General features: G+C 37.1%; 15 protein-coding genes. 9 read left to right on the top strand and 6 right to left on the bottom strand.

Annotated features, from left to right (window positions below; genetic code table 11):
- Window position 1 precedes the first annotated feature (1 nt).
- From rplI to ACEE75_RS00265, 5 genes are all read left to right on the top strand, one after another.
- Window positions 2–454 (top strand): 50S ribosomal protein L9, encoded by a 453-nt coding sequence (gene rplI / locus ACEE75_RS00285; RefSeq protein WP_354367157.1) that lies wholly within the window; start codon window positions 2–4, stop codon window positions 452–454.
- 29 nt (window positions 455–483) lie between these two features.
- Window positions 484–1,845 (top strand): replicative DNA helicase, encoded by a 1,362-nt coding sequence (gene dnaB / locus ACEE75_RS00280; RefSeq protein WP_447575495.1) that lies wholly within the window; start codon window positions 484–486, stop codon window positions 1,843–1,845.
- Window positions 1,846–1,854: 9 nt separating this feature from the next.
- Entirely contained in the window at window positions 1,855–2,127 is a 273-nt protein-coding gene (locus ACEE75_RS00275; protein WP_354367161.1) for a Veg family protein, read from the top strand.
- Window positions 2,128–2,490: 363 nt separating this feature from the next.
- Window positions 2,491–3,102, top strand: coding sequence for a 30S ribosomal protein S4 (gene rpsD, locus ACEE75_RS00270; protein ID WP_354367163.1), 612 nt, complete (start codon window positions 2,491–2,493; stop codon window positions 3,100–3,102).
- Window positions 3,103–3,204: 102 nt separating this feature from the next.
- Complete coding sequence (locus ACEE75_RS00265; RefSeq protein ID WP_447575496.1) at window positions 3,205–4,095, top strand: hypothetical protein; 891 nt, start codon at window positions 3,205–3,207, stop codon at window positions 4,093–4,095.
- A 117-nt stretch (window positions 4,096–4,212) separates the two neighbouring features.
- On the opposite strand, the gene ACEE75_RS00260 is transcribed toward ACEE75_RS00265, so the two are convergent.
- Window positions 4,213–4,749 (bottom strand): TetR/AcrR family transcriptional regulator, encoded by a 537-nt coding sequence (locus tag ACEE75_RS00260; protein ID WP_447575497.1) that lies wholly within the window; start codon window positions 4,747–4,749, stop codon window positions 4,213–4,215.
- 128 nt (window positions 4,750–4,877) lie between these two features.
- Here ACEE75_RS00260 and ACEE75_RS00255 point away from each other — a divergent pair, with 128 nt between their 5' ends.
- From ACEE75_RS00255 to ACEE75_RS00245, 3 genes are all read left to right on the top strand, one after another.
- Window positions 4,878–7,295: a YhgE/Pip family protein gene (locus tag ACEE75_RS00255; protein ID WP_447575498.1), complete on the top strand. Its 2,418-nt coding sequence runs from the start codon at window positions 4,878–4,880 to the stop codon at window positions 7,293–7,295.
- An 88-nt stretch (window positions 7,296–7,383) separates the two neighbouring features.
- The gene (locus ACEE75_RS00250) at window positions 7,384–7,827 is read left to right on the top strand and encodes a MarR family winged helix-turn-helix transcriptional regulator (RefSeq protein WP_354367171.1); all 444 of its coding nucleotides are present in this window, start codon (window positions 7,384–7,386) and stop codon (window positions 7,825–7,827) included.
- Window positions 7,827–8,189 carry a DUF1304 domain-containing protein gene (locus ACEE75_RS00245; RefSeq protein ID WP_447575499.1) on the top strand — a complete coding sequence of 121 codons (363 nt, stop codon included), beginning with the start codon at window positions 7,827–7,829 and terminating at the stop codon, window positions 8,187–8,189. Before ACEE75_RS00250 ends, ACEE75_RS00245 begins: the two co-directional genes overlap by 1 nt.
- A gap of 136 nt (window positions 8,190–8,325) precedes the next feature.
- Here the strand turns inward: ACEE75_RS00245 and ACEE75_RS00240 are convergent, their stop codons facing one another.
- The 5 genes from ACEE75_RS00240 to ACEE75_RS00220 form a co-directional block, all read right to left on the bottom strand.
- Window positions 8,326–9,255 carry a DUF4097 family beta strand repeat-containing protein gene (locus ACEE75_RS00240; protein WP_447575500.1) on the bottom strand — a complete coding sequence of 310 codons (930 nt, stop codon included), beginning with the start codon at window positions 9,253–9,255 and terminating at the stop codon, window positions 8,326–8,328.
- A 1-nt stretch (window position 9,256) separates the two neighbouring features.
- Complete coding sequence (locus ACEE75_RS00235) at window positions 9,257–9,838, bottom strand: DUF1700 domain-containing protein (protein WP_447575501.1); 582 nt, start codon at window positions 9,836–9,838, stop codon at window positions 9,257–9,259.
- Entirely contained in the window at window positions 9,825–10,151 is a 327-nt protein-coding gene (locus ACEE75_RS00230) for a PadR family transcriptional regulator (RefSeq protein WP_354367179.1), read from the bottom strand. The genes ACEE75_RS00235 and ACEE75_RS00230 overlap by 14 nt, the downstream gene beginning before the upstream one ends.
- Window positions 10,152–10,323: 172 nt before the next feature.
- Window positions 10,324–11,130, bottom strand: coding sequence for a formate/nitrite transporter family protein (locus tag ACEE75_RS00225; RefSeq protein ID WP_354367181.1), 807 nt, complete (start codon window positions 11,128–11,130; stop codon window positions 10,324–10,326).
- 92 nt (window positions 11,131–11,222) lie between these two features.
- Window positions 11,223–11,873 carry a cyclic nucleotide-binding domain-containing protein gene (locus tag ACEE75_RS00220; protein WP_447575502.1) on the bottom strand — a complete coding sequence of 217 codons (651 nt, stop codon included), beginning with the start codon at window positions 11,871–11,873 and terminating at the stop codon, window positions 11,223–11,225.
- A gap of 89 nt (window positions 11,874–11,962) precedes the next feature.
- Between ACEE75_RS00220 and ACEE75_RS00215 the strand changes: the two genes are divergently transcribed.
- Window positions 11,963–12,580: a hypothetical protein gene (locus tag ACEE75_RS00215; RefSeq protein WP_427894208.1), complete on the top strand. Its 618-nt coding sequence runs from the start codon at window positions 11,963–11,965 to the stop codon at window positions 12,578–12,580.
- The last annotated feature ends 3 nt before the right edge of the window (window positions 12,581–12,583 follow it).

The following is a 12,583-nucleotide window of genomic DNA, read 5'->3' as shown; positions in this document are numbered from 1 at the left end:
AATGAAAGTTATTTTTTTACAAGATGTTAAAGGTAAAGGAAAAAAAGGAGAAGTAAAAGAAGTTCCAACAGGATATGCTCAAAATTTCCTTATTAAGAAAAATCTTGCCAAAGAGGCAACCAGTCAAGCAATTGGAGAATTGCGTGGTAAACAAAAGTCCCAAGAAAAAGCAGAAGCAGAGTTGCTAGCAGAAGCTAAAGAAATCAAAGCCTTGTTGGAAAAAGAGGAAACCTTAGTTCAGTTTACAGAAAAAGTCGGTCCTGATGGTAGAACATTTGGGTCTATTACCGCTAAGAAAATTGCTGAAGAATTAGCTAAGCAATTTGGGATTAAGCTTGATAAGCGTCATATTAAGGTTGAACAACCTATTCGTGCTATTGGATTAATTGATGTTCCGGTGAAAATTCATAAAGAGGTTGAAGGGGTTATCAATATCCGTGTCAACCAAGCGTAAACTTATGAAATGATTAGGAGGTGACAAGCTTGTCTGAACAGACACTTGATGTCCGTATTCCGCCTCAAGATTTACTGGCAGAGCAGTCTGTTTTGGGGTCTATATTTATATCACCTGATAAGTTAATTACGGTACGAGAATATATTGAGCCTAAGGATTTTTATAAGTATGCACATAGGATCATCTTTGAAGCTATGATTACTCTAAGCGAACGTGATGATGCGATTGATGCTTTGACAATTCGAACAATTTTAAGTGATCAAGATGATTTACAGAATATTGGAGGCATGACTTATCTTTTAGAGATTGTCAATAGCGTGCCTACAAGTGCTAATGCAGAATATTATGCTAAGATTGTTGCAGAAAAAGCAATGTTGCGCAATATCATTAGCAGGTTGACAGAATCTGTCAACCAAGCTTACGATGCGACAACCCCCTCAGAGGATATTATATCAGGGGCAGAGAAATCTCTGATTGATATCAATGAGAAAAGCAATAAGAGTGGCTTTAGTAAAATCTCAGAAGTGTTAGCCATCAACTATGAAAATTTAGAAATTCGAGCGCAACAAACATCTGATGTCACTGGATTACCGACAGGATTCAGAGATTTAGATAAGATTACAACAGGTTTACACCCTGATCAGTTGATTATTCTAGCGGCACGTCCAGCTGTCGGTAAGACTGCTTTTGTGTTGAATATTGCTCAAAATGTTGGGACTAAAATGAAACAACCTGTGGCTATATTTTCTTTGGAAATGGGGAAAGAAAGTCTGGTTGATCGTATGTTGGCATCTGAAGGTCTTGTTGACGCTCATCACTTACGAACAGGGCAGTTAACAGAGGAGGAATGGCAAAGTTTGACCATTGCCCAGGGGAACTTGGCGGAAGCTCCGATCTATATCGATGATACTCCAGGGATTAAGATTACCGAGATTCGTGCTAGAGCACGTAAATTAGAAAAAGAAGTGGGTGGTCTAGGTTTAATTGTCATTGATTATTTACAGCTGATTACTGGGACAAAGCCAGAAAATCGTCAACAAGAAGTTTCTGATATCTCCCGACAACTTAAAATTTTGGCCAAAGAATTACGTGTTCCTGTGATTGCGCTGAGCCAATTGTCACGTGGAGTGGAGCAACGCCAAGATAAGCGACCAGTTTTATCAGATATTCGAGAATCAGGGTCAATTGAACAAGATGCCGATATCGTAGCTTTTTTATATCGTGATGATTATTATGATCGTAGTGATAAAGATGATCCAGATCATGTGGTAGATAATACAATTGAAGTTATTTTGGAAAAAAACCGTGCTGGTGCTAGAGGAACCGTCAAATTAATGTTCCAAAAAGAATATAACAAGTTTTCTAGCATTGCACAATTTGAAGAAAGATAGGAGAAAAAGATGAGTGATGCATTTTCAGATGTTGCTAAGATGAAGAAAATAAAGGAAGATATAAAAAAACATGAGGGACAAGAGGTTGAGTTGACCTTAGAAAATGGTCGTAAGCGTGAAAAGACCAAGGTTGGTCGCTTAATTGAAGTCTATCCTTCTTTATTTATTGTAGAGTATCGAGATGAAGCTGCTATTCCTGGCGCTATTGATAATACTTATGTAGAGTCATATACATATTCAGATATTTTAACAGAAAAAACACTAATTAGATATTTTGATTAAAAAAACAGTCCAGTGGACTGTTTTTTCATGAGCTAAAAGATGAAGAAGCGAGTCACAGTCCAGTGGGCTGTTTTTTCATGAGCTAAAGTATGGAAAAGTTATACTGATGGGGCTTAACATAAAGGAAAATAAGTCTAATTTTAAAAAACTACTCTAAATTAAAGACAATAGAACTTTACAAATATCTCGGTATATGATAGAATGTAATTTGTGTGAAATAACAGCAGGAAGATATGAAGCTCGTCAACAGGAAGTCAGCTAGAAAAGTAACCTTTGCTGTTTAGGCGAAGATTTCCTGCACGAATCAGGATCTTCTAAGACGTTATTTCCTACAAATTATATTATTTTTAGGAGGACATTTTTATGTCACGTTATACAGGACCATCATGGAAACAAGCCCGTCGTTTAGGTTTGTCTCTTACAGGTACAGGCAAAGAACTTGCTCGTCGTAACTACGTTCCAGGTCAACATGGACCAAATAACCGTTCAAAACTTTCAGAATACGGTTTGCAATTAGCTGAGAAGCAAAAATTACGTTTCACTTACGGTATGGGTGAAAAACAATTCCGTAACTTGTTCGTACAAGCTTCAAAAGTTAAAGGTGGAACTCTTGGTTTCAACTTTATGACTCTTTTAGAGCGTCGTTTGGACAACGTTGTTTACCGTCTTGGTCTTGCAACTACTCGTCGTCAAGCTCGTCAATTTGTTAACCACGGTCACATCCTTGTAGATGGTAAACGTGTTGATATTCCATCATACCGTGTTGAAGTTGGTCAAGTGATTTCAGTTCGTGAAAAATCAGCTAAAGTACCAGCAATTCTTGAAGCAGTTGAAGCAACACTTGGACGTCCAGCATTTGTATCATTTGATGCTGAAAAACTTGAAGGATCTCTTACTCGTCTTCCAGAACGTGATGAAATCCACCCAGAAATCAACGAAGCACTTGTCGTTGAATTCTACAACAAAATGCTTTAATTTTAAGATATATCTTACAAAAAGCCTACAACAGTGGGCTTTTTGCTTTGTCTTACAAGAACTTATAAGTCTATTGGGTTAAAGCTAGTAAAAGTTGAGATTGTGAAAACCTACGAATTATATGAGGATGAAAGAAATGTGAAGGAAGATGCTATGTTGTTAAAAGATAGGATTCAAAAGATAGCGAAGTATCTGTTTATTACAGTGTGTGTTGTATATTCAGTGATTTTTCTTGGTACGATTGCTAGTTTGTTTTATGCTTATGATAGTACCTTAAGTGTTCCCTATGAAATCAGTTCTAAAAGAGTTCCTGTTATTTATAAAAAGGCAGGTTTTAAAGGGGAAATTAGTCACTTGGAGAATCAATCCAATCTACATAATCAAAGAATGAGTTATACTTATACAGAAAAGGTTGGACAGAGTAAAATGACCTACCATTTCGTTATTGGAATTGACAAGAATAAGAAAGAGCCAACCTATACTTATAATGAAATTGTTGATTTATATACAGGGCATTACTCAGACTCGTATGAGCGAGATAGCCAACTTTTTAGTGAGTTTTTTGATGTTGCCTTATTTAAAAATGAGAAAATGGATTTGTACCGACGCTCTCTTGAACAGTCGTTAGAAGCCTCAGGCTTAGAAAATGTTAAAGTAGAGATTGACGAATGGTCTGGTGAGGCCTTCTCAGCCAATGTTTCTGATCTCAACCAAGAATTAAAAAAAGATCTACAAGAGGCGAATAAAAATGGTACAGCACCTGTTTTGGGGATTAATACCTTAGACCCCTTTAAATATTTTAGTATGGGTTCTACCACCCTGCAGATTTCAACTGATTCTGATATTTCTTATTTTGAAGATCATGCTAAAAAAATTGAACATTCTCAACTAAAAGCAGGATATTATGTTGTTTCTGAAAATCAGTCATCCTATTATTCCAATTATTATGTTAATGAAAACTTAGAGTGGGAAAATATAACATTTCAAGATTAGTAGAACAGATAATATAATAAAAAAAAAAGCATCTTTCGGATGCTTTTTTACTGGAGTGTGTGCGATTAGAATGGCCTAGATTTCCTTTATTTAGGCATACTAAAAATAGTGAGTTTGTTATTTACCAAGGAGTTGAAGTAAGAGTTTGGTGATTTCTTGAGGGGATTCTTTTTTTCCTCGAGCAATCCATTTTTGGCAGACCCCAAATATAGCGTGACTAAAGTAGATACCGCTATATAGTTCTTCTAATTCAGAGCGCTCTTCTGTTGAGAAACGATAACGTAGGTCTCTGGTGAGGAGGATTTGCAATTTGTGTCGTATAAATGTTTTGATTTCACGTGTTCCATTGTGAGAGAGAAGGGCCGCTAATAATTCTTCTCTGTTTAAGTAATCAAAAACCTCTAACATAATAGCTTCTTTATCTAAATCGTGCTTATCAAAGATATATTCAATGTTAGCAAATACAGTCTGTTGGTATTGCTCAATCATCTCATACTTGTCTCTATAATGAGTGTAGAAGCTTGAGCGACTAATTTTTGCTGTTTGCACTAATTTAGTGGTGGTAATGTTATCAAAGCTTTGCTGTTTGAGTAAATTGGCCATAGCCTTTTCTAAGGCTTTTTTTGTGCGTTGTTTTCTGTTGTCTTCGGTCATCTTTTCTCCTTGTAGACAATTTTATACACTATGTCTAAAAATGAAGTTTTTATATTGTAATATCATAATGAAATCGTATAATATGATTATATCAAAAAATTAGACAATATGTCCAAAAAGGAGAAATTATGCTAGAAGAATGGAGAGCAATTCTAAAAAAACCGATGTTATGGGTGACGATGCTCGGTTTAGCATTGATACCAGCTTTATATAATATTATTTTTCTAAGTTCGATGTGGGATCCTTATGGAAAAGTGAGTCAGTTACCTGTTGCAGTTGTAAACCAAGATAAGGTAGCCACTTATCAAGGGAAAAAATTGAGTATCGGTGATGATATGGTAGATAATATGTCTAAAAATAAGGCTTTGGACTATCATTTTGTCAGCGCATCAAAGGCAGAAAAAGGTTTGCAAGAAGGAACCTACTTTATGGTGGTTACTCTTCCCAAAGATCTCTCTCAAAATGCAGCTAGTTTATTAACTGATCATCCTGAAAAAATGACCATTTCTTATCAAACATCAAAAGGACACAGTTTTGTGGCAAGTAAGATGGCTGAAACAGCGATGAGCAAATTAAAAGACAGTGTTGCTAAAAATATCAGCTACACCTATACTAGTAGTCTTTTTAAAAATGTTTCTCAATTATCAGATGGGTTGGAAAAAGCTAGCAAAGGAAGCCAGCAATTAGAAGATGGTTCTAAACAGCTATCAGATGGTAGTCAAACATTATCTGATAATTTAAATCAGTTAGCAAGTTCGAGTTTGACTTTCTCGGATGGGGCAGAAAGCTTATCAGTGGGCTTAGGACAATACACAGCAGGTGTTTCGCAATTAGCTTCAGGCTCTGCCAGTCTTAGCTCAGGTATTGCCAGTTATACAAATGGTGTCGATCAATTAGCTAGTGGTGCTAGTCAGCTAGATGCTCAGTCAGCTAATTTGCTTAACGGTGTTAATCAGCTAAGTGCTGCATCGAGCCAGATTCAAACCTTGGTAGATGGTGCTAATCAATTGACAGCTGGCTTAACCAGTCTGTCAAGTCAAGTTGGTTTGTCAGAAAGTCAAAGTGCTCAAATTAGTCAACTTAGCCAAGGATTGGAACAACTCAACACGAGTATTCAGGGATTGGGTTCTCAGACAACAAACTTGCCTGATGTATCAGGTTATTTATCAGCCATTGCCACAAGTGCTCAAGCTATTGCAAGTTCTGCCTCAGAGGAGTCTTCTGCACTAGCTAAGGTTCAGGCTACTTCAGCCTATCAATCACTTTCACCAGATAAGCAAGCTGAATTAACCTCTGCTCTAGGAGGTGGGAGTTCTTTAGCAAGTGAAGCACAGTCTATTTTGAGTCAAGTCTCTAGTTTACAATCTACCTTGTCGTCTATTGACACCTCTAATCAGCAAGCAGGACTTAATCAGTTGCAAGGAGTAGCAAACCAAGTACTACCCGCTGCTTCAAGTAGTTTGACAAGTTTGTCAAGTGGATTGACACAAATTTCGTCAGCTTTATCTGGACAATTGGTTCCAGGAAGCCAACAAGTCGCAGGAGGGGTAGAGACTCTCCAAAATCAGCTTAGTGAAGGTGCCAATCAACTTCAAGTAGGTGTAGAGCGTTATACTTCTGCTGTTTCGACACTTTCACAAGGTGCTAGTCAATTATCAAGTAATAGTAGTCAGCTAGTTACAGGTGCTAGTCAACTTGAGGAAGGGGCAACGACATTAAATAGCAAATCTTCACAATTGGTTGATGGTGCTGGTCAATTAAGTCCGGGTGCTAGTCAAATTTCATCAGGATCTTCTCAGTTAGCCCAAGGTGGTTTAAGCTTGATGAATGGTTTATCTAGTTTAAACACGGGAACTGCTTCTTTAGCGAGTGGATTGACAAGTGCTAGTGATAAGTTGTCAACGGTGTCAACTAATGATGACAATGCCTCTAGCCTCTCTAGTCCTGTTACGTTAAACCACACCGATACAGATCAGGTCAAAACAAATGGTGTTGGAATGGCGCCATATATGATGTCAGTAGCTTTAATGGTTGCGGCCTTATCAAGTAACATGATTTTTACAAAAACAGTATCTGGAAAAGAGCCTAAAGGACGCCTTGATTGGATTTCTCGTAAACTTGCAGTCAATGGCGTAATAGCTGTTTTGGCTGGGACCATTTTATACTTTGCTATCCATTTGATTGGTCTAACAGCTAATCATGAGTGGCAAACCTATCTGTTAACTGTTTTGGCTAGTTGTACTTTTATGGCAATGGTCACAGCTCTTTATACTTGGCATGAACGTTTTGGTGCTTTTGCGTCAATTATATTGTTGTTGTTACAGTTAGCTTCTTGTGCAGGGACATACCCTTTGCCTCTGACCGATAAATTCTTCCAAATGATTAATCCTTTCTTACCCATGAGTTATTCGGTAGCTGGATTACGTCAAACGATTTCAATGACAGGTCAGGCTGGACAAGAGTTTTTAGTATTGGGCTTATTTATGCTACTGTTCATCGTATTAGGAGCAGGGCTTTACAACCGTCAAAGCAAAAAAAATTCATAAAAGTAAGACGAAAGTCTTGCTTTTTTCTTTTTAAATAGTATAATTGATTTATCAACAATTGATAAATCAACAAAAGAAGGGAGAAAAAATGACGGCTATTCCCAAACTTTTATATCAAATAAAAGTCAGTGAACAACAGATCAGTCAGTTATTCGAAGAGAGACTGGCTATTAGTTTAACGCGTTATCAGCTTTTAGAGGAATTATTAGCTCATGAGCCTTGTAGCCAAAAAACGTTAGAGGATTTATTACAGATCGATCGTGCAGCCATTACGCGACACATGAAAATTTTAGAGGAGCGAGGCTATGTTCAAAAAGTACGGAATCCTAAAAACCAAAGGGAAATGATTGTCTATGCTACTGATAAAGCTAAGCGTGATTTAAGTCTTTCCCCGCCTGAACACCATCTACAAATAAAAGAAGAGATGGAGCACATCCTGTCGGATGATGAAAAAGTAGAGCTATCTAGACTACTTAATAAGTTAGTCAATGGATTAGAGGACATAGAGTATTTAAAAGGAGAAAAAAACTAATGTCAATGATTACTATTATTTTAGCAACTGTCGTTGCTGTTGAGCATTTTTATATCATGTATTTAGAAACGATTGCGACGCAATCTGATAGCACAAGTCGTGTTTTTAATATGTCCAAAGAGGAGTTATCACGTGCCTCTGTTAACAATCTCTTTAAAAATCAAGGGATTTATAATGGCTTAGTGGCATTATTTTTACTTTATGGGATTTATTTCTCTACTCAACCTAAAGAAATTGTGATGATTTTCTTACTTTTTGTGATTTTAGCCGCAACCTATGGGGCTTTGACTGCTAATAAGAAAATTATTCTGACACAAGGTGGACCTGCTATTTTGGCGCTTATTAGTCTTTTACTGTTTTAAAAAAATGCTAGCTGACGCTAGCATTTTTTCATAGTTTGTATAAAATTTCAGCACATAGGAGACTGTTAAAGGTTAAAAAGAGAATGGATAAAGGAAAGCTCAGTTACTTAAAGGTCAGGCTCATGCCTGTTTCTTTTTACTCGTCGTTCTCACTGTAGCTAGGGTTAACGGAAATATCTCCTGTGTCGGTTTTTAAATCTAATGTGGTACTTGAATTTGTGTTATTCGCGTAACTTTTAGGAATAGAAACTTGCCCGAAATCAGTGCTAGTAGCTGAAATGTGTGTTTGAGATTCTTGGCTTTCTGGCAATTGAAGGGTGATATTACCATCAGTGCTAGCGATAGCCGTCTGACCTTTAAATAGGGACTGGTCTAGGTAAATCTCAGCAGTTTGTGTTTTGAATTGAGCCTGTGTGAAATGGCTACCATAATCTGATATTTCTCCATCGATACTTTCTAGAATGGGTTGAGTTAGTTTGGTTTTAGAAAGGGAGATGGCACCTGTTTGAGTTTTGATTTGTGTGGTTTCTGGCTGGATTGCCCCCAATATGACACTACCATCTTGGCTAGTAATAGTAAGATTTTTCACATTGACTTGATCAATTGAGATCTCACCAGTTTGTGACTGGGCTTTAATAGTATCAAGAGTCATGGATTTGGGAATGGAGAGCATGATGGTGTAAGGTTGATTTTGATAGGGATTTGAGAGTGAACGAACCCAATCTTTTAGATTAGCCACATGTATGCCTGAAAACTCAGTGAGGGTATCTGTTAAGGTCAGCTTACCATTTGTTAACTGGTACTGGATAGGTTTCTGGCTTTGTTTGGTATCTTGATAGTACTCAAGATGTACCTGATCATCGTCAGAAGGAACAATCCAAAGACCTTGATTTTTTAGTTGAATGTCTAATTGTTTGAACTTCTCTAAGGTGATGTCTTGTCGTTTTGTTGTGATATAAGTTTTCTCAAGTTCTTTTAAAGCTCCTCCTGACAGCCCAATAGTGGTTAAGACTGCTCCTGCTAGGCAGAGAAGGAGTGCGGTAATCCAAAGTTTTTTAAATTTCATGTTATTTGCCTCCTTTAAAAGCTGCTCTTAGTCCTTTGACAGTAAGTCGCCCAGTCCATTTCCCTAAGGTGATGGTGATGAGAGTGAGTAAGATACCTCCACCAAGTAAACCAAGGCTAATGCCAATACCAAAGGCTAGGCTTGAACTAGCTCCAGAAAGATTAGTGAGCGTTTCGTAAAAAGTCACCCCACTTGTAATGATAAAGCTTAATCCAGTTATTAGAAGCGCAAAAAGGACGGCTAAGATGGCAACAATAAAAGCAAAACTAATAGCTAAGATAGAGATGGCAAGAGGAAAAGCAACTGGTGCAGCTAGAATGGCCAAGATAATGAGACTAACAATTTCTTTAGGACTGCGCTTTGGTGTTTCTACCTGCTGGTCAAATTGTTTATCAAGGAGATTGGTGATAAGCTCATGAGCGGCTTCTTTTGGAGTGCCTAACTCTGCGATGACAGCCTCTTCTGCTTCAGGTCCAGCTTCATCAAAATATTCATTAAAATATTCCATGGCTTCTAAATAGTCTTCGTGAGGTAATTTTTTTAGGTATTTTTCTAGTTGAGCTAGATACTCAGTCTTTTTCATGTCTTAATCTCCCTTCGATAATATCTGTAATAGTATGGCTGTAGTTGCTCCACTCTGTTTTTAAAAAATCCAGTTGCGCGTGCCCAGAGCTGGTGATAGTGTAGTACTTGCGTTTTCGTCCTTGATGTTCTTCGGAGTAGGTGCTCAAGTAACCGCTTTTTTCTAATTTTTTTAAGATAGGGTAGAGGGTTGATTCCTTGATATCAGCTACGAGCTTAACGGTCTGGCTAATCTCATAGCCATAAGATGCCTTTTTTTCAACGATGGCGAGGATAAGAAACTCTGTTAAGAGTGAGGGGACTGGAAAATACATAATCCCACCTCCTTGTGTAAAAATTTTATATATAATTATTTTATATATAAAATATATACCTATTAAGAGAAAAAGTCAAGACTTTATATATAAAATTTTTATATATTTTAGAATAGGAAAAAGCCTGTAGAAAATTCTTCAAATAGAAGTACTTTCTACAGACTTTTTTGATTTAGTCAATGTAAAGATCTGATTTATTACTTAACCAACTATAAAGTAAGCCGATTAAGAGACCGCCTCCAACATAGTTACCAAGTCCTGAGAAAAAGAAGTTAGATAGGATAGAGCCCAATGTCATGCCCTCAACAGGTCCTCCATTTGAGAAAAAGGCTAGCGAGAAGGTTGAAAAGTTTGCAATAACGTGCTCAAAACCTAAAAAAGCAAAGATAAAGATAATAAAGATAAGAGAAATGACACGTCCAGCATCATCTTTCATCCGCATGGTCACAAAAACAGCGATATTAACAACGATATTGGCAAAGATTCCTTCCACAAATTGTGTGAGAGGTGATTTAGCTAATTTAGCAATACTGGCTTCAATCAGATAACTATCAGGTGCAACATGGCCAATTTGATAGGGAGTTGTGTAAGAGAGTAAGAAGCAGACAATAACTGCACCAATAAAGTTAAAGAAGATACAGGTTGCTAAAATTTTAAGGGCTGTTCGGGTTGGGATGACTTTTCTATGAATGGCTGAGGTCATATACATCATATTAGATGTCCCAAGTTCAGCATTCATGTATAAAATCATCACTAAACACCAACCAAACATCAAGCCATAGCTAAACTTGCCGAGTCCTTCAACGATATGATTAAGTTTGTCAGCGCTATAGGCTGAGATTGCTAGTCCCAAAGCTAAATAGACACTTGCCATAATCGAACGTACAGCATAAGCCCAGTAATGGCAGTTAATCAAATCAGCCTTTTTCTTGATGCTTTTGTCAATGTTGTAAATCAGTGTGTCTTGTTCTTTTGCCACATCAAAATCCTCTTTTTAGTTGATTGGGAATCAATTCCCTCTACCATAAGAGTATAACAAATAAACCGCAAAAATGTAAGCCTTTTCACAAATTAATTAGGATCTTGGATAGCCAGTTTTTCAATCTCTGTTAGGTTGATCTTAAAGCACTGGTGTCCCACTTTGGTGACGAGTCCTTCTTGTCGAAAATCTTTAAAGGTATGTAAAAGGTGGCGGTAGCTCACGCCTAGATATTCTGCCACTTGCATATGATTTTCTTGATAGAGGTTGTCAGAGCTGACTTCTAAAATAAAACTAGCTAAGCGATGTTTTAAGATATAGTTTTGGTTCTTAGAAAAATGCATGGTTCGACTCACCAGTTTATGCCCAGCATAAGCTCCCATCAGTCTAATAAAAGTAATATCATTAAGAAGATAGGCTGTTACTACTGACATAGGAATAGCCAGACAGATTGTGTGTCCGATGGAGCGAATTTCTCGTGTTTCGGTCTCTGCGCCTAAAATGGTTAACTCTCCAATCCAATCATTTTGGTGAATAAATTGGATGATTGTGGTTTTTCCATTTTCTTGCGTCAGAAGGATTTTGCCTTTTCCTTTGATCATAAAAAAGAGATAATCTAAGGGTGTATTTGCTTGATGGATTTGCTCCCCATGTGAGTAGCTTGTTAAAAAGGATTGGTCAAGGACTACTTTAGGTAGCTCTTTTGGCAAATGGTATTGTCCTTTATAGGAAATTTTTTTCATTTTTTCTCTCCCAAGTGTGAGATTTAGCATATTTATTTTATCATAAAATCTTTATAATAATAATCATACTAAAAAAGGAGTTGATAGCGGTGTCCTTAAAACTGGTCTGGCTTTCTCTGTGGTATTATACTCTGTCAGCTTTAGGGGTCAGTCTGACCATTAAAGCAGGTATCGGGGTGAGTAGTTTTAACTCTTTTAATGTTGCTCTATCTGAGAGTTCGAGGATAACGATTGGTGTCATTACAACAGGAATTAATTTATTATTTTTATTAGTCTGTCTTTTACTAGATCAAAAAAGGAGCTGGCGAAATTATTTTCTGATGGTGCTGAGTTTGTTTGGTTTTGGGTATGTGATCAATTTTTTCACCTACACTGTGCTTAGTCAGCTAGCTATCCATTCCTATATCTTTGATTTTTTAATGTTTATTCTCGGAACAAGTTTAGTAGGTTATGGAATTGGTCACGTTATTGCTTATGGCGTGTTGCAATTTCCTATTGAAAAGGTTTGTCAATTGCTAGAAGGGCAAACGCGGTTTAGTTTTTCATTTTACCGCTATGGAGTGGATTTTTTGAGTATTTTAGGCTCAGTGGCGATAAGTGTTTGTTTTCATCTTCCGCTTTTTGTTCGAGAAGGAACAATTGTTAGTTTCTTTTTATTATCATTTGTCATTGCTAGGAGTCAAAATAGGGTTTTAATGAGGAAATAGGAG

Source organism: Streptococcus sp. 11273D007BT, from assembly GCF_053547195.1.
The sequence above is the reverse complement of the archived record's forward strand: the minus strand, read 5'-3'. Positions and strand labels throughout refer to the sequence as shown.